The organism is Acinetobacter sp. 228, from assembly GCF_048147885.1.
Map to the genome: position 1 here is coordinate 39,356 of NZ_JAYWYV010000014.1, position 20,867 is coordinate 60,222.

Genomic DNA, 20,867 nt, shown 5'->3' on the forward strand with positions numbered 1-20,867 from the left:
TTTATTAAAGATTATGCATCAAGCTGAATCAGGTTACGGCCCTGCATTTCAGCCGGTACCGGAACTTGCATCAGGCTTAATAAAGTCGGTGCGACATCTGCCAGCACCCCACCTTCCACGATTGTGGCCTGAGTTGGGCCGACATAAATAAATGGAACCAATTCAGTCGTATGCTGGGTATGTACCTGACCACTGTGGTAGTCCTGCATCTGCTCAACGTTACCATGATCGGCAGTCACAATCATATGACCTTTTTGCGCCATCACGGCTTCGTAAACCCGGCCCAAACAGGTATCAACCGCTTCAACTGCTTTTACCGCAGCATCGAATACGCCAGTATGGCCGACCATATCCCCATTGGCATAGTTCACCACCAGCAGGTCAAATTCACCTGAATTGATCGCAGCAACCAGTTCATCAGTCACTTCATAAGCACTCATTTCCGGTTTAAGGTCATAAGTGGCTACGTTTGGCGATGGAATCAGGATACGTTTCTCACCCGGATATTCGTCTTCACGACCGCCACTGAAGAAAAAAGTCACATGGGCATACTTTTCTGTTTCCGCAATACGCAGCTGGGTTTTGCCCAGGTTTGACAGGTATTCGCCAATCGAGTTGACCAATGCTTCAGGCATATACGCCACAGGTGCATCAATCGTGGCTTGATAACGCGTCAGCATGACAAACTTCGCCAGATTTGGCACCACTTTACGTTCAAAACCGGCAAAGTCTTTTTCCACAAATGCGCGGGTCAATTCACGGGCACGGTCAGCACGGAAGTTCATGAACACCACGCTATCGCCATCCTGAATTTTTGCCAGCTCGCCAATACGGGTCGCTTTGACAAACTCATCCGACTCACCAGCTGCATAGGCCTGTTCCAGACCTTCGACTGCAGTTGCTGTGTTACGAACCGCTTCACCTTCAGTCAGCAGACGATAGGCCTGTTCAACACGATCCCAACGGTTATCACGGTCCATGGCAAAATAACGGCCGATCATGGTCGCAATACGACCTTGACCTGGATATTGCGCAAATAATGCATCGAGTTTTTCTAATGAAGGCTGTGCGCTTTTAGGCGGTGTATCACGACCATCTAAAAATGCATGTAAATAGACTTTGGCACCACGTTTCAGTGCGAGCTCTGCCATCGCCACGATATGATCTTCATGTGAGTGCACACCGCCTTCAGACAAAAGGCCAAGCAAATGTACTGCCCCACCTGCAGCTTTGGCTTTCTCTACTGCATCGACCAGCACTTCATGTTCAAAGAAGTCACCTGTACGAATGTCTTTGGTAATTCGGGTAAAGTCCTGATACAGCACACGGCCTGCACCGAGGTTCATATGTCCGACTTCCGAGTTACCCATCTGGCCATCCGGCAGGCCAACATCTTCACCTGAACCCGAGATCAAACCATGTGGATGCTTGTTCTGCATTGCAGTTAAATTTGGTCGTTTAGCTGCTAAAAACGCATTGTCTTCGACCGCTTCGCGATGACCCACACCATCCATAATCACCAAAACGTGAGGGATTTTGCCAGCAGTTGCATCCGTCATAATGAAATACTCTGTTCGTCTACGAATTAATCGCTCTATTTTAGCGAAGTTTATAAAAAGAGGCCATGACCCGGGTATGGTTTAGGCCGCTCATGATGATTGATTTGTTCTATTTCCCTGTGGTTTAGCGTGCCCGATGCAGCAGATATCCCCCGATACCAAACATGATCAGAATGGGAATAAATACGAACCAGGCTGGTGAGGGTGCATAAATCAGACTGGCATAGCCGAGGAAATCCTGCAGATAGAAGAAACCCAGTCCGGCAAATAAGGCGATCACCAGACGAAAACCCATGGATTGCTGACGCAACGGCCCGAAAATAAACGAACAGGCAATCACTACCAAGGCGATCAGGGCAAATGGGGAACCGACTTTCTGCCAGAAGGCCAACTGATAGGTTTTAGGCACTTGGCTGTATTCATGCATATAGCTCATAAAGCTCACTAGCTGGCTTGGCGATAAATCTTCTGGATCAATCGTCACCATATGCACATATTTCGGTTGCAAGGCTAGAGCCAGTGGCTGTTCAGCATGTTGCACCAGAGTCGCATTGCCATCTTTTAAAATATCAAACTGTTCGGTACTGTTTAATTTCCAGGCTCCATCTTTGACAAACTCACCCTCTTTAGCCTCTAAAGTGCCACGTAAACGGTAATTGTCATCGAAATCCAGCATCTGCACATTTTTCAGCTGACCTTTGGAGTTGGCATAATCGATATAAATAAAGCGCTGACCTTCGCGGGTCCAGTAACCACGGACTTCACCGAGTTGAGCGGCTTTACTGGCACTCTTGACGCTTTTAGCCTGTTCAGTGGTATACGGAATCACCCACTCACTTAAGGCAAAAGACAACACCACCAGCAACAGGGCTGAACGGATGACCCAGCCGACTATACGCCATAAGCTTACACCCACCGAACGCATCACGATCAGCTCACTATTCGAAGCTAATGTGCCCAGTCCCAATACTGCACCAATCAGTGCAGAAATCGGCAGGATTTCATACAAATATTTCGGCGCTTCCCAGAGTACATATTTCAAGGCATCCCAGGCGCCATACCCTTCTTTGAGTGAGCCCAGCTCACCCAGATAAGTAAATAAAACCTGTAAACCCGCCAATACCGCGGTTGCACCCAGCATGGCCAGCGCAGTGGTTTGGGTCACATGTTTTGCAACTATACGACGTGCCAACATTGTTAAGACCTCACTCGCTGAATCTGTTTCTTGATTTTCGGACCCAATTTCTGTTTACGTGAGAACAAGGCACCTGCAATTGCATAGGCAATCAGGATCAATGGATAGGCCCAGATTCCCATTTCCTGTTTACTGATCCGGGTCTTTACTGCCATCAGGGCCACAATCAGACTGGCAAAGATCATGAGGGCAGGAAATAACTTAAGATAACGACCCTGTCGTGGACTTACCTCAGATAAGGCCACAGCCAAGATCAGGGCAATCAAAATGGCAAAAGGCACAAACACCCGCCAGCCCAGTTCACTGGCCACCACAGGATCCTGACGGTTCTTCCATAATTGCGAAGTCGGCAAGGCTTCAACGTCAGTACTGGCAAACTCTACTTCTTCATTACTTTCCAGGCGCAGACGATAACTTTCAAATTCAGCTTGAGTATACTGCGGTGTACCCGGATAAATCTCATAACGGCGCCCCTGGACCAGATCTACCACATTGGCAGCATCATTTGGTATTTCGATTCGGGTCGCTTCCTGTGCCAGAATCATCACATCCGGCTTGCCTTCTTTTTGCGCACGCTGATAGAAGAATATATCTTTTAAGTTTTTACGGTCTTCAGACAGGTCACCCGCATAAATGGTATAGGGTCCGGAAGAGATAAATTCTTTGGGTCGTACCAGATCAAAACCGGTACGTACCGCCTGACTGGTGGTCAGGGCTTCAAACTGGCGTATTCCCCAAGGTGCAGCCCAGAGCATGAGTCCCGCCTGAGCAATCAAAAATACCAGGGTCATCGGCACTAGCAAGCGCGCCAGTTGATGCCGGCTGACACCACTACCATTCAGGACGGCCATTTCATGATCGACATATAAACGGCCAAAAACCAGCATCAGTCCAATAAAGAAACCGAGTGGAAGAATCAGGGTCAAGAATTCAGGCAGCCGGTAGCCAATAATGCTAAATAGAATGCCTGCATCCAGACGGCCTTGTGCAGCGACCCCAAAATACTTGATCAGTCGACCACCCATCATGATCAAAGTCAATAAGGCAATCACCACCAAGGATGTCGAGATAACTTGCTTGACCAGATAACGCCGAATAATCAAATTAATTCTTCCAAAATAAGGTCTATAAAACGAGTGCTAGTTTACCCGAATAGCAAAAATATAAAACCTAAGCCGCTCAGCCCATTGAAAATCTATTCAGATAAATGTTTCAATGACTGAATGATTTACCAATCTAGACAGGCGTGAAAACAGAATATGAAACTTACAATTAATACGTCATTCCCAGAGAATGGATCAAGTCAATCTTTGTTGATTTTAGTTGACTCAGAACAGCTTCAGAATACAACAGCAACCTATCAAATCAATAATTTAGACACATTAATTGAAGCCTCTCAATTCAAGGCAGCATTGGCCGAAAGCCTGAGCCTAATTGGTCAGGTAAGTCAGTCTAGCCATGCCGCACTGATCGGCTTGGGCAAAGTTGCTGAACTGCAACCGGCCAAACTTGCAAAAATCGCACAGACTATTATTCAGGCCACTCAAAAAAAATTCAAACAGATTTCTGTAGACCTGAACCAGCTTCCACAAGAATTCCATTATCTGTTTGCCCTGTTTCTAACTCAGGCCAGCTATGGTTATGATGAATACAAATCCAAGAAAAATGAATTTGTACTTGAGCAGATCGACCTGATTGCCACCCATAGCGTATTAACTACCGAACAGTTGCAACTGGTACAAGCAGTGCAGAACGGACAAAACTTGGCACGTGACCTAGGTAACCGTCCAGGCAATATCTGTTTCCCTGAATATCTTGCAGAACAGGCGGTGGCTTTGGCCGCTGAATATCCAGACCTGCTTAAAGTCACGGTGCTGGACGAACAGCAGATGGCAGATTTAGGCATGGGTGCCTTCCTTGCAGTAAGTAAGGGTTCAGAGCGTCCGGGCCGTATTATCAGCATAGAGTATCAGTCAGAGCGTAGCGAAGCACCGGTCGTGCTGGTAGGTAAAGGCATTACGTTTGATACCGGCGGTATTTCTCTCAAACCAGGCGCAGGCATGGACGAAATGAAATACGACATGTGCGGTGCAGCCTCTGTGCTCGGCACGATGCGTGCATTGTGTGAGTCCCGCTTACCATTGCATGTCGTAGGTACCATTGCTGCAGCAGAGAATATGCCTTCAGGCAAAGCCACCCGTCCTGGCGATATCGTGACCACCATGAGTGGTCAGACCGTCGAAATCCTGAATACCGATGCCGAAGGCCGTCTGGTGCTGTGCGACACCCTGACTTATGTAAAACGTTTCAATCCTGCTTTAGTGATTGATATTGCAACTTTAACTGGTGCTTGTGTGGTCGCCTTAGGTTCAGTGCTAACCGGTATGTTCACACCAGATGATAAACTGGCAGCAGAGCTGGAAACTGCCGGTCAAGATTCGTTTGACCGGGTATGGCGTATGCCGGTACTGGAAGACTATCAGGAACAGCTTGACTCACCATTTGCAGATATTGGCAATATCGGTGGTCCAAAAGCCGGTTCTGTGACTGCTGCCTGCTTCTTACAACGTTTTACCCGTGAATATCGCTGGGCACATCTGGATGTTGCAGGTACGGCATGGAACTCAGGTACCAATAAAGGTGCAACCGGCCGTCCTGTCCCACTATTGATGCAATTCCTAGCCAACCGCGTTCAGTCGAATGGCTAAAGTCAGCTTTTATTTATTTGAAAAAAGCCCTGAACGGCAAGTGGACAGCGCTTGCCGTTTATGCCGCAAGATTCTGCGCCAGCCGGCGCGGATCTGGTTACTGTGTGCTAATGCCGAATTGCAGCAACAGCTGGATGAACGCCTGTGGAGCTTTGATCCAGGCAGTTTTATTCCCCATGGCATTGACCAGCCTCAGGCCACGGTCTGTATTTCGGCAAGGCTACCTGAAGAGTCTGACTGGATTATTTTCAATTTTAATCCGGAAGCACTTGAACCTTACGCGAAATTTAGTCACATTATTGAGATTATTGAAAACCAAGAAACGGCTAAACAGCAGGGCCGTGAAAAATTCAAACAGTATCGTCGTTTAGGCATTGAGCCAAACACCCATAAGCTTTAACCGATATTATTCATAAGGAGAGGCACGTGGCATTAAATGTAGGTCCCGATTTTAAACAGCGCTGGTTAAATGTGCCGGAAGCTGTACGTCAGACCTTTATCGATGACCTCTCTCGTATCTGCGATATTTTAAAACCTGAAACGTCTTTGGAAGAATGGCAGAGTCGTGAGCAGCGCTTGCAGCAGGAATCTGAACGCAAGATTGAAGCAGCCTATGCGCAGCGCAAGGCCGAATTGATTGAAGAAGCCCGTATTCGCAAACAGCTCGCGCTCGAAAAAGCTCTGGCCGAAAAGCGTGCCGAAGAACAAGCCTATCTAGAACAGCTACGTCTTGAAGAACAGCGAAAATTGAGCGAACAGAACCAAATGCTTGCTGAAATGAATATGCATCTAAAGACTGAAGTGCAGCACTATGTTGACCGCTTTCGGAAAAACCCTGAGCATACTTTTGACTTTGCCAAAGGCCACAGCCAGATTGAGGACCAGAACATTTTATCCGAATTAGAAAGTGTGCGTTTACGTCTGGAACTTGAGGCAGAAGCGGTGATTGAACAAACTGTCAATGCACTCAGAGAGAAAATGCGTGCTGCAGCCAAAGAAGAAATTGAGTATATCATTCAAAACTCTGAATTTTCTGAGCAGCCACGCAATAGTTAGATCATCCTTTCACATAAAAAGCCCGAACATTCGGGCTTTTTTAGTTTTATCCTAGAAAAAGTCGGCCAGCATAAAGGCGGCATTTCCGAGCAGATAACCAATACTTAATAAAGTGCCAATCCAGAGTATACCCCCCACAATATTATAGAAGCTGAATGTGGCAAAACTCATATGGGCCGATCCTGCAGCAAAAGGGCCAAATGAGCGAACAAAGGGAATAAAGCGCGCAATCACGATAGTTTTACCACCATGTTTCATAAAATAGTGATTGGTTTTCACCATATATTCTGGCTTAAAAAAACGTGAATGCTGATTGAAATATTTTAAACCGAGAACTTTCCCAGTGTAATAATTCACGCTATAACCCAGCACTGTAGCAGTAAATAGCAACAACCCCATGGAATGCAAGGTCACGATATCACTGCTGGCGCATAACGCTCCCACAGCCAGTAACAAGCTGTCACCCGGCAGAAAAAAGAAAAATACAGAACCGGTTTCTGCAAAAATCACCAGAAACAGAATTGCATAAATCCATACCCCGTATTGATCGAGCAATAGCGGCAATGACTGTTCCAAGTTAAGTAAAAAATCGAGCATTCGACCCGTCCACCCAGGCAATATTTGCAAGTTGAACTGCTGATTATCCCGAAAAATAAAAAAACAGTCTAATTTTTCAATCAGACTGTTTAGTAAATCAGCATTTTTCTTATTTTAAGAAACCGTTTTCAGCCAGAAAATCCATGCTGATTTTCGATTGTTCAGTGGTTTCAGCTGCTTTATCACCCAGCAATAAACGTTCGATATAACGTGCCAGTACATCAACTTCCAGGTTGACCTTGGTTCCCACCTTCCAGGTACCGATATTGGTCCGCTCCGCTGTATGCGGAATCAGGTTGAGACTAATGACACTGCCACGCAAATGATTAATCGTCAGACTGATGCCATCGACTGTAACCGAGCCTTTTTCTGCCAGGTATTTGGCAATTTCGGCCGGTGCCGTCACTTCATAATAAATCGAGCGGGCGTCTTCACGAACCAGCGTGATTTCGCCGACTGCATCCACATGACCTGACACAATATGACCGCCAAAACGCGTAGTCGGCAACATGGCTTTTTCGACATTGACAGGCTGGCCTGCTTTCCAGTTACCCAGTGTAGTCCGGTTCAGGCTTTCACGGGAAACATCAGCCGCATACCAGTTCTCGCCCCAGTCAATGACTGTAAGGCAAATACCGTTGGTCGCAATAGAATCACCCAGATGTACATCGGACATGTCCAGATCAGTCTGAATCCGCAAACGTACATCACCGCCAACGCTTTGCAGACTTTCAACTTTGCCGAGGCTTTCGATAATACCTGTAAACATTTTTATTTCCTTTTCAATTCTTTTACCAGAGTGCCAACTGGGTACTAACGCCGGTCGTATCCACACCGCCCAATTCTGCATAATGATGCAGCTGGCTGAGTAACTGGCGGATTGGCGGACCCGACTTGGCGTGGGTATCGGTAATCACAATAAATTCCAGTACGCGGGCACGTTCGGACTGACGCTGTTTACTAACACGATAACGCGGTACATCCTGGGTCAGCAAGCTGACCCGGCCACGTTTCAGGTTGGCCTGTAATAAATCGGTGGCGCTGATATTCCCGTCGGTTGAATAACTGGTCAGAATAAAGCGCGCATTGATGGTGGCCAGCAGGCTCTCATAGGCTTCTTTGGCATATTTAGAGGAGTTGTACTGGCTCGGACGCTCTTTGCGCCATGCCCGGTCAATCCCACTCTTAAAGCCCTTGGTATCCGGAGTCGGTAAATCGGCTTGATCCCATAAGGTCAGCGCATTCAGCACATGATAATTACTGCTATACGCATGCTGATTATACGGTGGATCCAGATAAGCCACGTCTACTTCAAAGCCGCTCATCTGGTTGGCCAGATGCTGGGCATCGACACACCACATTTCTGCGGCCATTCCCTTTTTCTGATCCGACTCGCAAAAACGGCTTGGGGTCAGCCACAGCAATGATTCAATCCGTTCCAGCGCAGTTTGGGTTTTCCCGCCCCAGCCATGGTGGAAGCTTTTGAAAACACCAGACGTATTGCTGACAAAACTGGCTGAATACAGCAAAGGGGCCAGCAAGGCAGACATTTCCACATCATCAATTGCACCTTGGGCCTGCCAGGCGGCAATCTGCTGGCGAATCGCATCAATACGCATGCCGTTACGGCGTTTGAAGAACAAACGGTCACGGGCTGGATCATAGATTTCATCATTACGTGGACAGAGGTTGTGCGTGACCCAGCCTTTGACTTCAGGCAGACGGTTCAGGTAGTCAATGGCTTTCTGATAGCCACCCAACTCTTTAAATGCCGGTGCTTCCGTACAGGCCAGTACCGCATGATTCAGTGCATGGCTATACGGTTCCCAGTCATTGGCAATCACGCGATAACCATTCTGGCGGGCCAAACGTGAAACCACACCTGAACCGGCAAAAAAATCAGCAAAGATTGGCGCACGACCATCGCTACGTTTCAGGGTTCCTGTACTCTCCAGAGCTTCCAGAATCAAATGCAGTAAACGGCGCTTATTGCCCAGATAAGGAACCAGTTGATGGAAAAGATATTCATCGGTGGTACGCGCCGCATGGCGACGTTTATGATAAACCGTAGGCTCTGAACTCATAGTGTCTCTTGAAAAGGAATTAGCCTGAAGCGCACGTCATCACCCAAGAGAGTCACATCGCGCAGCTTAAATCGGAGTTGTTCGGCCATACGGCTGAATTCTGCATTAAACATGGTACGCGCAGACTGGCCTAATAGGGTTGGTGCAACGTAACTGATCAGTTCATCAACCAAGTGTTCTTGTAAAAATACGGTAGATAAGGTCGCCCCTGCTTCCACCAGCACATCATAAATCTGATGCTGTTGAACCAACAGCATCAATAATTCTTGTAAGGTTTGTACAGGCAAGTGTAGCACACCCAGATCAGCTAGTTCTTGACGAAAAGGCCCCATCACCATTACGGTGTCGGCTTGCGCTAAAATTTTTGCGTTGAGTGGTAAACGCCCCTGACGGTCCAGAATAATCCGTTTCGGTTGCACCACTGTCTTGATATCTTCAACGCCATCCAGTTGACGCACATTCAGTTCACAGTCATCCGCAAGGACCGTATCAATCCCGGTAATCACCGCGCCTGAAATCGCACGCCAGTGCTGTACATCCTGACGCGCTGCTGCACCAGTAATCCATTTTGATTCACCCGATGCCATCGCGGTACGGCCATCCAAGCTTGAAGCAATTTTTAAACGTACATAAGGTTGGCCGGTTGCCATAGCCTTCAGGAAACCTTGATTCAGCTGATGCGCTTCATCCTCACAGATGCCAACATCTACCTCAATGCCCGCATCTTTCAGGATCTGTACGCCCTTGCCGGCCACCAGCGGATTGGGATCAGGACAGGCAACAATAACTTTTGCCACGCCTGCCTCAACTAAGCCTTTGGCACAAGGCGGTGTCCGGCCATAATGCGCACAAGGTTCTAAAGTCACATAAGCGGTTGCACCACGTGCCTGTTCACCGGCCTGACGCAGCGCAAAGACTTCAGCATGTGGCTGACCGGCTTGGGGATGAAAGCCTTCACCAATCACGATGCCATCTTTAACAATGACACAGCCGACATTCGGATTCGGTTTGGTGGAATATTGCCCTTGACGAGCCAATTCAATGGCACGCTGCATCCAGACTCGATCTTGATTCAATTCAGCCATGTTTATTCGTGTAATTCTCGTTGTTGCATCTGTTCAATCTGATGACGAAAAGCTTCGACATCCTGAAAATCCTGATAAACCGAAGCGAAACGTACATAGGCAACATGATCCAGAGCAAATAAAGACTGCATCACGATTTCACCGATGGTACGTGATTTCACGTCACGCTCACCCAGACGGCGAATCTGTAGCTGGATATCACTTAGCACGGTTTCAATCTGTTCCTGGGTCACCGGGCGTTTTTGCAAGGCATGCATCAGGGAGCGACGTAGTTTGGCTTCATCGAAAGGCTCATTCTTGCCATCTGACTTGATGACACGTGGCATCACCACTTCATAACTTTCAAAGGTAGTGAAGCGTTCATTACAACTGACACATTCACGACGACGACGAATCTGACAGCCTTCAGCTGCCAGGCGTGAATCAATCACTTTACTGTCTGCAGTATTGCAAAATGGGCAATGCATAGCGGTTTAATTGAGCAAATCCAGATGATTTCCGAGTGTAGCAAAAATTACAAACTTTGTAGAGCTTTACGCAACATATAGAAAAAAAACAGCCCATTCGGGCTGTTTTACACTATATATTGATTATGAGATAGTTATTATTATTCGACACGTTCGCCATGTTGGCTCAAATCCAGTCCCATACGCTCATCATCAGATGTCACACGGATTCCAATGATCAAGTCAATGACTTTGAGGATAATGAAGGTCATGATTGCAGAATAAGCGATTGTTGCAAGAACCCCTTCAACCTGAACCCACAGCTGATGCATAACATTGGCAGGGGCATTGTCACCCATGATGAATTCGCTGGCAAAGAAGGCTGTTAAAATCGCACCTACAATACCACCTACGCCATGCAGGCCAAAAGCATCCAAAGAATCATCGGCTTTCAATGCGCGTTTCAGTGCCGTAATCCCCCAGAAACACACCACACCACCGATCAGACCCATCGCCAGCGCACCGCCTACGGTCACAAAACCTGCAGCAGGAGTAATTACGACCAGACCTGCAACTGCACCTGATACACCACCCAGTACAGAAGCTTTACCACGCACCAGTTTTTCAGTAATTAACCAAGAGATAGCTGCTGCTGCTGCTGCCACTTGAGTCACGATCAAGGCATAGCCTGCAGAACCGTTTGCACCTAGTGCAGAACCACCATTGAAACCGAACCAGCCTACCCAGAGCAAAGATGCACCGATCACTGTAAGGGTCAAGTTATGTGGTGCCATAGATTCACGGCCCAAGCCCATACGTTTGCCCAGCATATATGCCGCTACCAGACCAGCAACACCTGAGTTGATATGTACGACTGTACCACCGGCAAAATCAAGCGCGCCATCGTTACCTAACCAGCCGCCACCCCACACCCAGTGGGTAATTGGGGCATAGACAATCACCACCCAAAGTGCGATGAAAGCAACGAAAGCACCAAATTTCATACGTTCTGCAATCGAACCGCTAATGATGGCAACCGTAATAATGGCAAAAGTCATTTGGAAAATCACGAATAGGATTTCAGGAATCGTGCCCGAGAGTGCTTCTGTGGTGATTCCCGCTAACATGAATTTATCCAGGCTACCTATAAAGGCATTACCTTCCCCGAAAGCGAGGGTATAACCAATGATGACCCAGGCAATACTGACCACTGTAGCAGCAACAAAGCTATGTGCCATGGTCGCCAGGACATTTTTCTTGCGGACCATACCGCCATAAAATAGCGCCAAACCAGGAATGGTCATCAATAAAACCAGAGCGGTCGAGGTTAAAATCCAGGCGGTATCACCAGTATCTAGCGTTGGTTCTTCTTCTGCAGGTATTACGGCTTCGACTGGCGCTGCTTCAGCAATGACTGCTGTAGTCTCTGTTGTATTTAGTGTTGTATCGCCTGCTTCTTCAACAAGCACAATTTCTTCTGTTGGTGTTGTTGCTGTTGCAGCTTCTTCAGCCCATGCAACAGAACCACCAAAAAGAGCGCCGGCCATGCCGAACGCGAGTAGCATTTTTTTCATCGTATCCCCCAACCAAGTTTTTGTGAGTTATTAGGTACCCAGCAAACTTCGTGCCAAGTTAGACAGCGTCTGCCCCTGTTTCACCTGTACGAATACGGATGACTTGTTCCAAGTTAGTTACGAAAATTTTTCCGTCACCGATTTTTCCAGTGCTAGCCACACGGGTAATAGATTCAATTACTGAGTCAACCATGTCATCGCTGATGGCAATTTCAATTTTGACTTTCGGTAGGAAATCTACAACGTATTCAGCACCACGATAGAGTTCAGTATGGCCTTTTTGACGACCAAAGCCTTTCACTTCAGTTACAGTGATGCCTTGAACACCAATTTCAGACAATGCTTCGCGCACATCATCTAATTTAAAAGGTTTTACAATTGCAGTTACGAGCTTCATGTTTGTTTTCCTTCGGCTTATTTCACCAGTAAGGTTTTACGTTCAAATTTCATGCCAAGATCCCTAAGGTCGGGGGAAATTAGAAAGCTCGGCATGTGGTCTATTTATACCTTATTTTATACTTATAAAGTCCTTGAATCTTCAAAAAATAGACATTTTTTATGTGGATTTTTACAATATCTCTGCCCGAATAAGTCTATATTTTATCTGAAATACTATAGTCTGCATTTTAGCAATGCTAAACTGTGCGCTCCTTTCTATGGCAATGGATCAGACGATGATTGAAACCTTATTACAAGCAATTATGCAGCAAGTCGAACAACCTAAGAAAGATTTGGAACATAATCTCCGTGCCCTGTTAAATGAAGCTGTGGCTAAAATGGATCTGGTGTCTAAAGAAGAAATTGAACGTCAACGCACTGCCCTAAATAAAGCCAATTATCGTCTGGATGAATTGCTCAAACAGGTTGAGGCACTAGAAGAGAAAATTTCGAACAAAAAATAAGCACAAGTACAGTGCACAAAAGACACCAGACCTATAAAAATAACGCACCAAATTGGAACAACAATAATGTCTTTTGCCAAAATTTATACGCGAGGCTTGCTTGGCCTGCATGCACCTTTAATAGAAGTCGAGGTTCATGTCAGTTCGGGCATGCCTTCACTCACTATTGTGGGGCTTCCAGAAGCAGCAGTACGGGAAAGTAAAGACCGGGTACGGTCGGCTATTTTAAATAGCGGCTTTCAATTCCCCACCAAACGTCTCACCATTAATCTGGCGCCAGCAGATCTGCCAAAAGATGGCTCACGTCTGGACTTACCGATTGCTTTAGGCATTTTAGTGGCTTCAGGCCAGCTCCCAGAAGATTGCACCGAGCATCTTGAATTTATTGGAGAATTGGCCCTTGATGGTCAATTACGTCCGGTCAGTGGAACCCTGAGTATTGCGATTGCCTGTCAGAGTGATCAGCATCAACTGATCCTGCCTGGCCCAAATGCCCAGGAAGCCTGTCAGCTCCCTGATTTTAAAGTCTTCGCAGCCAATCATCTGAAAGAGGTGTGTGAACATCTTTCCCAGACACAGTCCTTGCAGCAGATAGAATCCGGTTCACTTGCTACAGACCATTTTTATAAGTTTGATCTTGCGGATGTAAAAGGACAATTACGACCACGACGTGCTTTAGAAATTGCTGCAGCAGGTGGTCATTCCCTGCTGTTTCGTGGTCCGCCTGGAACAGGCAAGACTTTGCTGGCCTCCCGATTGGCCAGTATTTTACCGCCTTTAAAGACCCAGGAAAATCTGGAAGTCGCCAGTATCTATTCAGTGGCGAATGCCAATCATCCTTTTGGGCAACGCCCGTTTCGGGCACCGCATCATACTGCTTCTGCCGTGGCACTGGTCGGTGGTGGTTCACATCCCAAGCCAGGAGAAATCACCCTGGCGCATTTAGGGGTTTTATTTCTGGACGAACTGCCTGAATTCGACCGCAAGGTTCTGGAAGTCTTACGGCAGCCTTTGGAGGCAAAGGAAATTGTCATTTCCCGGGCATCACGCCAGATTACTTTTCCCGCCAATTTCCAGTTGGTGGCTGCTATGAATCCATGCCCATGTGGCTATGCCTTTAATCAGGATATCCGCTGTCAATGTTCGCCTGAAAGTATTAAGCGTTATCAGAACCGGATCTCAGGCCCCCTGCTGGACCGGATTGATTTGCATATTGATGTACCGCCATTACAGGCGCATGAGTTACAGGACAATAGACCTACAGAAAACTCGGAAACGGTCAGACAACGCGTCATTGCAGCTTATGAAATTCAGATGCAACGGCAAAACACCTTGAATATGAGTCTGAGTCCGAAGCAGCTAGAGCAATATGCCGCATTAGATCAGTCTGCTCAGAATATGCTTGAACTGGCGCAGCAAAAATTAAATTTGTCAGCCCGAGGCTATCATCGGGTCTTGCGTGTCGCACGTACCATTGCCGATTTGCATCAAAGTCCCGATATCCAAAGCCAGCATCTGTCGGAGGCTTTATCTTATCGCGGGCAGCAGCAGATTTAGAATATTAAAAAAGGCGACCTGAGATCGCCTTTTTTAAACACCAAAGATTAGAAGCTGTAGCCTAGTCCTAATACCACTTTATTTTTCTGTTTATCTTCAAAACGGTTATAACCACCAAAAATATAATTCATGCTGGCGGTGATGCCTGTATCAGCAAGTGGCTTGCTTAGACCGATATCGAAATGACGGAAACCGAAACTGTTTTCTGTTCCTTTTATGTCGCCATCTTTGGCATAAATATATAGGCCAAGTGCAGTATCCAGACTAAAATCTTTTGGCAGTGCATAGCTATAGGTGCCTTTTAGATAGGTATCCCCTGCATTACCCCAATCAAGATCTTCAAGCAATGTTTGAGCAGTCACACCAAAATCTTTGTACGTCAGACCCAGCATGGTTTCAAAACCATTTGAGCCTGTATTGCCAATATCATAATAGTAATAATAAGTTAAACCCGCTGTATAACCCCAGTCTTCATTGATTGAACCGTTATAGCCCGCATAAAAATCATTTTCAAAGGCATTGGGCAAATCATCACCATAGTCTAATGTCGAACCCCACCAGCCTGCATAGAAACCAGAAGCATGATTGTAGTCCAGCCCCCCCTGTAAAGTAGCGCCCTTATTTTCTGGCGTATTGGTAATACCACGCAGGTTATAGCTTGAAAGTACGCTGATATTTCCAGATACCGTATGTTCAGCAGCCGGTTCCTCAGCAAAAGTAAAAGAAGATGCAGCGCCCAATAAAGCAAGAGATAATACTTTTAATGTTGATTTCATTGTGTGACTCCCCCAGATCGTCTGAGACGTTTTTTATGGTCATTGATTAAACTCAAGCTCGAAACTGCAAGAGCTATGCCAATCTGGATAAAGGAAACTCGAAACAATAAAACCTACAAAATGATTAATATATAAGTTTCTGTTTTTAAATTAAAATTTAAATTATTCTAAAAAGTATGTGCTAGGTGATTTCTTGACTCAAAAGATTTGAGCACCATTCCTCCGTTTTTTAAGGCTTATACATAATTATTTACAACTTGCCCTATTTTGATTCTTCTTTTAGAAGAACTAAAATTTATGCCAAAAAACCGTGCATATTTTTTGATCATATTTTTTTACACATTATTCAGTATAAAAGCCATTTCTTCTTATTTTGCATTCTTAAAAAGATAAGTTTTACCTTCTAACAGGTTTTTGTTTATATTAATTTTTTACCAAATGGTTATAAATCCATTTTCGTTAAGTTTCGCTATTTTTTAATTTGAGTTAAAAAAATTAGACTTTAATAGAAGATCTGCAATAAAAAATGACATTTTTTCCATCAATTCTTATACAATTCTTAAAAATTCTCTACTAGTTTGTATAAGGTCATCTCCCAATGCAAAATATAAAAAAATTAACATTGATCGTTATGATTCAAGCTGCTTTGGTGTCATCTGTGTATGCCAATGAACAAGCTGAAGCTAAAGGTTTTGTTAAAGGTGCTGACGGTACGGTTTTATTCCGCACCGGTTTTCTAAGCCGTGACAAAAAGAATGGTGTAGCGGATACACGCTCATCTGCTCAAACGGCGATAGTTAAACTGGACTCTGGCTTTACTAAAGGTGTAGTTGGTTTTGGTGCAGGTATTATCGGTGATGCATCTTTCAAGATAGGCAAAAATGCACACGCGGGGAATAACATGATTCCCCTGCATAATAATGGTGCCAAAGATGCCCAAGGCCGGGTGGATCCTTATAGTACCTGGGCACGTGGTGGGGCATATGTGAAAGCTCGTGTTTCTAGTACGACAGCTACTTATGGTACTCAGGTTCTTGATATTCCTGTACTCGCAAGTAATACCGCACGTCTGGTTCCCGAGTATTTTACCGGGGTACTGGTCACAAGTAACGAAATAGACAAGCTGAAGCTTACAGCAGGTAAATTCACCAAAGACCAATATTCAGACCAACTTAGTACTGATGGCCGTCATCTGAAAAGTGCAGTAGTTTGGGGAGCAAAATACGACTTCAATGACCACCTTAACTCCTCTTATTATGGAGTTGATGTTAAAGATAAACTGGAACGTCATTATGCGAGTGTCAACTCTACCCATGACCTGAAAGATGATTCATCTTTAACTTTAGATTTGAGTGGATATCATACTAAGTTTGACAAGGATGCCAATACCTACTCTCAGACCACGACTGATCTGGCAGACCGTCATAATACAATCTGGGCGGTTTCAAGTGCCTATAACAAAGACGTGCACAATATCATGCTGGCTTACCAACAAAACTCAGGCAATGTTGGTTACGATTATGGTGAAAATGCTGATGGCGGTCAGAGCATGTATCTTCCCAACTCTTACCTTTCTGACTTTATTGGCAATAAGGAAAAATCTGCTCAGCTACAGTACAGCTATAACTTCAAAAATCATGGCATTCCAGGTTTAAACTGGACCACGGCTTTTGTTTATGGCTGGGATATCCATGTTGCGAATCCGGATAACCGCGCTGAATTAATCACCAGCAATGCTCAGGAACATGAATTTTTTAACCAGGTTAAATATACCGTTCAATCTGGTCACCTGAAAGATGCAAGCTTACGCTTACGTCACTCTTATTACCGGGCGAGTGATGACTACCAATCTAGCTATATTGGTGACACCAACGAATGGCGTATCTGGCTAGACATTCCTGTGAAATTATTCTAATTCACGCGAAATTCAAGCCATAAAAAAACCTGCATCATGTGCAGGTTTTTTTATACCAAGCTTTAAAAATTTAAAGCCCAATGAACAAAAAGCAATTATTTATTTGCTTCTGCATAAGCTTCAATTGAACTCATGACTTCCTGTTTTGCAACATCAGCCCCGTCCCAACCACTAAGCTTAACCCATTTACCTGGTTCAAGGTCTTTGTAGTGCTGGAAGAAATGTTCGATCTGGCTGATCAGTAATGGAGGAAGATCCGTATATTCCTGAACATCTTTGTAGATTGGCGTCAGTTTATCATGTGGAACTGCAACCAGTTTCGCATCAATACCACCGTCATCTTCCATGTTCAACTTACCCACAGGACGGCAACGAATCACAGAACCTGGTTCGACCGGATGCGGAGTTACCACCAGTACGTCTAATGGGTCACCGTCAAGTGACAGGGTGTTTGGTACATAACCGTAGTTTGCTGGGTAGAACATTGCTGTACCCATAAAACGGTCTACAAATAACGCATCAGAATCTTTATCGATTTCGTATTTGATTGGTGCTGCATTTGCAGGAATTTCGATGATCACATAGATATCGTTTGGCGCATCTTTACCCGCTGGGATATTGCTGTAGCTCATAGCATCACTCTTTAACAAGTTATATCTTTTAAAAAACCGCGACAATTATAACGGGTTTTAAAGAAATTTTTAGACTTTAAATCTCGAACTGTAAATATGTCCGCTGACTTGCTGACTTAAACGATCTTGATGATCAGCAGCAATAAAGCCACCGGGCATAACATCGAGAGCAACCATACAATAGAACGTAGAGTTGCCCAGTTGGCCAGATAGCAAATTCCGTACAAGGTACGAAAAACCAGATAGGCAATACCGAACGTCATGACCAACTCTTGGGGCACCACCATATATTCTGCCATCAAGATCGCAGCAATAAAGAGTGGTAAACTTTCAAAACTGTTCTGCTGGACAGCATTGGCACGACTAGCCAGTCCTGAAGACTTTTCTAAAAATTCCCGTGGATGCTGATTGTCTTTGGCGCTAAAGCCTGCAGTTTTTTTTGCAATCAATGTGAATACATAGGGCAAAAGACAAGCGGCTAAAATGAGATAGATAATCCCACTAATGCTGTGCATCTGTTTTTTCTCATAAAATTTTATCCCTATCATAGCATGGCATTTCGTGAATAAATTTTGTTAAATAGAGTGCTTTTTATTACTTGTTAAGGATTCACTATGGTCACACCTGATCAAAATGAAATGTTCGATGTCCTCGAGAAACAACGCCAGCATCAACGTCAAGTGGATCGCGTATTAAAAATTGTGCTGCCGATTGTGGCATTTCTGATCGCCGTCATTTGTGCCAATATGAACATCTGGTCACCGATCTTCACCTTTGCTCTTCTATGGATTTCTTTTTATGCTGTAGGGATCAAGCGCCTGCCTCTCTGGCACTGGTTGATCGCAATCCTGGTTTATTGCTTGCTAGATAATATTCTAAGTTATGGCAGCTTTAATCAAACCGGATTTACCCGCCAGTTCGGTACCATGTTTATTTTCTTGGGAGTAGTCGGAGTAGGCCGCCCTTATTTTGACCGCTGGTTAATGAAAAAATAAAAAGTCCAAATTAAAAAAAGCGCCTGACGGCGCTTTTTTTTTACAGAATTTAGGCAGATTTACGTAAATCTTTGCGCAGGATTTTACCTACATTCGATTTTGGCAATTCATCCATAAACTCGACATAACGTGGACGTTTATAACCGGTGAGGTTTTCTTTAGCAAATGCCAAAACCTCTTCTGTGGTTAGAGATGGATCTTTTTTCACCACAAACAGTTTCGGCACTTCGCCTGATTTTTCATCTGGTACGCCAATCGCAGCCACTTCCAGCACTTTTGGATGGGTTGCCAAAACTTCTTCAATCTCAGATGGATAAACGTTAAAACCAGACACTAGAATCATGTCTTTTTTACGGTCTACGATTTTTACATAACCACGTGAATCCATCACACCGATATCACCGGTACGGAAGAAGCCATTAACCATCACTTTGTCAGTTTCATCTGGTCGGTTCCAGTAGCCCTTCATCACCTGAGGACCACGGATTGAAATTTCACCTTGCTCGCCCAATGGAACTTCATTGCCTTCATCATCCAGAATAGCAACTTCGGTTGATGGTAACGGGATACCAATGGTGCCACTAAATTCTTCAGATGCAGGTGGGTTTGCCGTAGCGACTGGAGAGGTTTCAGACAAGCCATAACCTTCAACAATGTTGGTTCCGGTGACTTTCTTCCATGCTGCTGCAGTAGAAGGAAGTACCGCCATACCACCGCCCATTGCCATTTTTAACTTGCTATGATCAAGTTGCTTGAACTCTTCATTGTTCACCAGCGCATTGAATAGTGTATTCACTGCCGGGAAGAAAGTCGGCTGGTATTTACGTAATTCTTTCATCACTGCAGGCAGATCACGCGGGTTCGGAATCAGGACATTCGCCTGGCCTTTATACATGCCATACAGTGCGCACACCATAAACGCAAAGATATGATATAGCGGCAAGGCACAGAAAATACGGTCATCTGGCTGACCATCTTGCGCACCAAATTTACTCTGGAAAATACCGTCACACTGTAACAGGTTCGCGACTAGGTTACGGTGCGTCAGTTCAGCACCTTTAGATACGCCTGTGGTACCGCCCGTATATTGCAGTACAGCTGTATCGCTTAGGCCCAGTTCAGGACGCTTGTAATTGTTCGGGCTAACTTTATTTAAAGCAGTATTGAACTTGACGTGGCCTGGAATATCCCATGCTGGAATCTGCTTGCGCACAGAACGCAGTACAAAGTTTACCAGTGTTCCTTTCAAGGCACCCAGCATGTCACCGACAGAAGCCACTACAACATGCTTCACCGGTGTTTTACCAATAATCGCTTGGTAAACAGATGCAAAGTTCTCAATAATCACCAGAACTTCAGCACCTGAGTCATTCAATTGATGCTCAAGTTCACGTGATGTATAGAGTGGATTCACGTTGACCAGTACCAAACCTGCGCGGAACACCCCAAGTGCCACGACCGGATACTGAAGCACGTTTGGCATCATCACGGCAACACGTGAACCTTTTGCCAACCCCAAGCTTTGTAAATAAGTTGCAAACTTGCGACTCGCCTCTTCCAATTCATTGAAAGTCATGGCCTTATCCATAAAGATAAAGGCATCACGCGAGCCGAATTTTTGGAAATTACGTTCAAAAATATCTACTAGAGAAGTATTTTCTGGTGGTAATTCTACTGTTTCTGGAATCCCTGTTTTTTGGTATTCAGCAAACCAAATTTTTTCCATAATGGCCATCTCTCCAATCATAATCCTTAGTATTTCAACTGTTTTTTTCAATATCACACG

Annotated in this window: 21 protein-coding genes; 7 read left to right on the top strand and 14 right to left on the bottom strand. The window is 45.3% G+C overall.

Going from position 1 to position 20,867, the window contains the following annotated elements; translation table 11 throughout:
• Positions 1-11: 11 nt before the first annotated feature.
• The 3 genes from gpmI to lptF all read right to left on the bottom strand — a co-directional run bounded on the left by gpmI (position 12) and on the right by lptF (position 3,857).
• Positions 12-1,559: a 2,3-bisphosphoglycerate-independent phosphoglycerate mutase gene (gpmI, locus tag VXQ92_RS11195; RefSeq protein ID WP_416681676.1), complete on the bottom strand. Its 1,548-nt coding sequence runs from the start codon at positions 1,557-1,559 to the stop codon at positions 12-14.
• Between the two features lie 124 nt (positions 1,560-1,683).
• Positions 1,684-2,754 (bottom strand): LPS export ABC transporter permease LptG, encoded by a 1,071-nt coding sequence (gene lptG / locus VXQ92_RS11200; RefSeq protein ID WP_064094664.1) that lies wholly within the window; start codon positions 2,752-2,754, stop codon positions 1,684-1,686.
• A 2-nt stretch (positions 2,755-2,756) separates the two neighbouring features.
• A complete protein-coding gene (lptF, locus tag VXQ92_RS11205) occupies positions 2,757-3,857 on the bottom strand; it encodes an LPS export ABC transporter permease LptF (protein ID WP_064094665.1) in 1,101 nt (366 codons plus the stop codon).
• Positions 3,858-4,013: 156 nt separating this feature from the next.
• Here lptF and VXQ92_RS11210 point away from each other — a divergent pair, with 156 nt between their 5' ends.
• From VXQ92_RS11210 to VXQ92_RS11220, 3 genes are read left to right on the top strand one after another with little or no spacing between them, the layout of a single operon-like run.
• Complete coding sequence (locus VXQ92_RS11210) at positions 4,014-5,462, top strand: leucyl aminopeptidase (RefSeq protein WP_416681679.1); 1,449 nt, start codon at positions 4,014-4,016, stop codon at positions 5,460-5,462.
• Positions 5,455-5,862, top strand: a complete 408-nt coding sequence (locus tag VXQ92_RS11215) for a DNA polymerase III subunit chi (RefSeq protein ID WP_064094667.1) — start codon at positions 5,455-5,457, stop codon at positions 5,860-5,862. Before VXQ92_RS11210 ends, VXQ92_RS11215 begins: the two co-directional genes overlap by 8 nt.
• Before the next feature lie 26 nt (positions 5,863-5,888).
• The gene (locus VXQ92_RS11220) at positions 5,889-6,518 is read left to right on the top strand and encodes a hypothetical protein (protein WP_416681682.1); all 630 of its coding nucleotides are present in this window, start codon (positions 5,889-5,891) and stop codon (positions 6,516-6,518) included.
• A 51-nt stretch (positions 6,519-6,569) separates the two neighbouring features.
• Here the strand turns inward: VXQ92_RS11220 and VXQ92_RS11225 are convergent, their stop codons facing one another.
• The 7 genes from VXQ92_RS11225 to glnK form a co-directional block, all read right to left on the bottom strand.
• Complete coding sequence (locus tag VXQ92_RS11225; RefSeq protein WP_064094669.1) at positions 6,570-7,115, bottom strand: VTT domain-containing protein; 546 nt, start codon at positions 7,113-7,115, stop codon at positions 6,570-6,572.
• Between the two features lie 109 nt (positions 7,116-7,224).
• Positions 7,225-7,884, bottom strand: coding sequence for a riboflavin synthase (locus tag VXQ92_RS11230; protein WP_416681684.1), 660 nt, complete (start codon positions 7,882-7,884; stop codon positions 7,225-7,227).
• A 22-nt stretch (positions 7,885-7,906) separates the two neighbouring features.
• On the bottom strand, positions 7,907-9,199 hold the full coding sequence (locus VXQ92_RS11235; RefSeq protein ID WP_144723546.1) for a DNA adenine methylase: 1,293 nt from the start codon (positions 9,197-9,199) through the stop codon (positions 7,907-7,909).
• Positions 9,196-10,284 (bottom strand): bifunctional diaminohydroxyphosphoribosylaminopyrimidine deaminase/5-amino-6-(5-phosphoribosylamino)uracil reductase RibD, encoded by a 1,089-nt coding sequence (gene ribD, locus VXQ92_RS11240; RefSeq protein WP_416681687.1) that lies wholly within the window; start codon positions 10,282-10,284, stop codon positions 9,196-9,198. Before ribD ends, VXQ92_RS11235 begins: the two co-directional genes overlap by 4 nt.
• A gap of 2 nt (positions 10,285-10,286) precedes the next feature.
• Positions 10,287-10,751: a transcriptional regulator NrdR gene (gene nrdR, locus VXQ92_RS11245; RefSeq protein WP_064094673.1), complete on the bottom strand. Its 465-nt coding sequence runs from the start codon at positions 10,749-10,751 to the stop codon at positions 10,287-10,289.
• A 140-nt stretch (positions 10,752-10,891) separates the two neighbouring features.
• Positions 10,892-12,304, bottom strand: coding sequence for an ammonium transporter (locus tag VXQ92_RS11250; protein WP_064094674.1), 1,413 nt, complete (start codon positions 12,302-12,304; stop codon positions 10,892-10,894).
• A 58-nt stretch (positions 12,305-12,362) separates the two neighbouring features.
• Complete coding sequence (gene glnK / locus VXQ92_RS11255) at positions 12,363-12,701, bottom strand: P-II family nitrogen regulator (RefSeq protein WP_005094485.1); 339 nt, start codon at positions 12,699-12,701, stop codon at positions 12,363-12,365.
• A gap of 277 nt (positions 12,702-12,978) precedes the next feature.
• Here glnK and VXQ92_RS11260 point away from each other — a divergent pair, with 277 nt between their 5' ends.
• Positions 12,979-13,206, top strand: coding sequence for an accessory factor UbiK family protein (locus VXQ92_RS11260; protein WP_064095169.1), 228 nt, complete (start codon positions 12,979-12,981; stop codon positions 13,204-13,206).
• 66 nt (positions 13,207-13,272) lie between these two features.
• Positions 13,273-14,763, top strand: a complete 1,491-nt coding sequence (locus VXQ92_RS11265; RefSeq protein ID WP_144723542.1) for a YifB family Mg chelatase-like AAA ATPase — start codon at positions 13,273-13,275, stop codon at positions 14,761-14,763.
• Positions 14,764-14,810: 47 nt separating this feature from the next.
• On the opposite strand, the gene VXQ92_RS11270 is transcribed toward VXQ92_RS11265, so the two are convergent.
• Complete coding sequence (locus VXQ92_RS11270) at positions 14,811-15,539, bottom strand: TorF family putative porin (RefSeq protein WP_144723540.1); 729 nt, start codon at positions 15,537-15,539, stop codon at positions 14,811-14,813.
• 598 nt (positions 15,540-16,137) lie between these two features.
• On the opposite strand from VXQ92_RS11270, the gene VXQ92_RS11275 reads away from it, so the two are divergent.
• On the top strand, positions 16,138-17,454 hold the full coding sequence (locus VXQ92_RS11275; RefSeq protein ID WP_416681693.1) for an OprD family outer membrane porin: 1,317 nt from the start codon (positions 16,138-16,140) through the stop codon (positions 17,452-17,454).
• Positions 17,455-17,549: 95 nt separating this feature from the next.
• Here VXQ92_RS11275 and ppa read toward each other — a convergent pair whose 3' ends face one another.
• On the bottom strand, positions 17,550-18,086 hold the full coding sequence (gene ppa / locus VXQ92_RS11280) for an inorganic diphosphatase (protein ID WP_064094678.1): 537 nt from the start codon (positions 18,084-18,086) through the stop codon (positions 17,550-17,552).
• 116 nt (positions 18,087-18,202) lie between these two features.
• Positions 18,203-18,601, bottom strand: a complete 399-nt coding sequence (locus VXQ92_RS11285; RefSeq protein ID WP_191730902.1) for an MAPEG family protein — start codon at positions 18,599-18,601, stop codon at positions 18,203-18,205.
• 99 nt (positions 18,602-18,700) lie between these two features.
• On the opposite strand from VXQ92_RS11285, the gene VXQ92_RS11290 reads away from it, so the two are divergent.
• The gene (locus VXQ92_RS11290) at positions 18,701-19,081 is read left to right on the top strand and encodes a hypothetical protein (protein ID WP_064102341.1); all 381 of its coding nucleotides are present in this window, start codon (positions 18,701-18,703) and stop codon (positions 19,079-19,081) included.
• 49 nt (positions 19,082-19,130) lie between these two features.
• On the opposite strand, the gene VXQ92_RS11295 is transcribed toward VXQ92_RS11290, so the two are convergent.
• The gene (locus tag VXQ92_RS11295) at positions 19,131-20,807 is read right to left on the bottom strand and encodes an AMP-binding protein (protein WP_064095170.1); all 1,677 of its coding nucleotides are present in this window, start codon (positions 20,805-20,807) and stop codon (positions 19,131-19,133) included.
• Positions 20,808-20,867 lie beyond the last annotated feature (60 nt).

What these genes read in the sequence shown, in the direction of transcription:
- ppa (WP_064094678.1), bottom strand. Translation starts at nt 18,086, where the DNA reads ATGAGCTACAGCAATATCCCAGCGGGTAAAGATGCGCCAAACGATATC.
- VXQ92_RS11230 (WP_416681684.1), bottom strand. Translation starts at nt 7,884, where the DNA reads ATGTTTACAGGTATTATCGAAAGCCTCGGCAAAGTTGAAAGTCTGCAA.
- VXQ92_RS11250 (WP_064094674.1), bottom strand. Translation starts at nt 12,304, where the DNA reads ATGAAAAAAATGCTACTCGCGTTCGGCATGGCCGGCGCTCTTTTTGGT.
- VXQ92_RS11295 (WP_064095170.1), bottom strand. Translation starts at nt 20,807, where the DNA reads ATGGAAAAAATTTGGTTTGCTGAATACCAAAAAACAGGGATTCCAGAA.
- VXQ92_RS11225 (WP_064094669.1), bottom strand. Translation starts at nt 7,115, where the DNA reads ATGCTCGATTTTTTACTTAACTTGGAACAGTCATTGCCGCTATTGCTC.
- VXQ92_RS11285 (WP_191730902.1), bottom strand. Translation starts at nt 18,601, where the DNA reads ATGCACAGCATTAGTGGGATTATCTATCTCATTTTAGCCGCTTGTCTT.
- VXQ92_RS11260 (WP_064095169.1), top strand. Translation starts at nt 12,979, where the DNA reads ATGATTGAAACCTTATTACAAGCAATTATGCAGCAAGTCGAACAACCT.
- VXQ92_RS11265 (WP_144723542.1), top strand. Translation starts at nt 13,273, where the DNA reads ATGTCTTTTGCCAAAATTTATACGCGAGGCTTGCTTGGCCTGCATGCA.
- gpmI (WP_416681676.1), bottom strand. Translation starts at nt 1,559, where the DNA reads ATGACGGATGCAACTGCTGGCAAAATCCCTCACGTTTTGGTGATTATG.
- VXQ92_RS11275 (WP_416681693.1), top strand. Translation starts at nt 16,138, where the DNA reads ATGCAAAATATAAAAAAATTAACATTGATCGTTATGATTCAAGCTGCT.
- ribD (WP_416681687.1), bottom strand. Translation starts at nt 10,284, where the DNA reads ATGGCTGAATTGAATCAAGATCGAGTCTGGATGCAGCGTGCCATTGAA.
- VXQ92_RS11210 (WP_416681679.1), top strand. Translation starts at nt 4,014, where the DNA reads ATGAAACTTACAATTAATACGTCATTCCCAGAGAATGGATCAAGTCAA.
- nrdR (WP_064094673.1), bottom strand. Translation starts at nt 10,751, where the DNA reads ATGCATTGCCCATTTTGCAATACTGCAGACAGTAAAGTGATTGATTCA.
- VXQ92_RS11290 (WP_064102341.1), top strand. Translation starts at nt 18,701, where the DNA reads ATGGTCACACCTGATCAAAATGAAATGTTCGATGTCCTCGAGAAACAA.
- lptG (WP_064094664.1), bottom strand. Translation starts at nt 2,754, where the DNA reads ATGTTGGCACGTCGTATAGTTGCAAAACATGTGACCCAAACCACTGCG.
- VXQ92_RS11270 (WP_144723540.1), bottom strand. Translation starts at nt 15,539, where the DNA reads ATGAAATCAACATTAAAAGTATTATCTCTTGCTTTATTGGGCGCTGCA.
- VXQ92_RS11215 (WP_064094667.1), top strand. Translation starts at nt 5,455, where the DNA reads ATGGCTAAAGTCAGCTTTTATTTATTTGAAAAAAGCCCTGAACGGCAA.
- VXQ92_RS11235 (WP_144723546.1), bottom strand. Translation starts at nt 9,199, where the DNA reads ATGAGTTCAGAGCCTACGGTTTATCATAAACGTCGCCATGCGGCGCGT.
- glnK (WP_005094485.1), bottom strand. Translation starts at nt 12,701, where the DNA reads ATGAAGCTCGTAACTGCAATTGTAAAACCTTTTAAATTAGATGATGTG.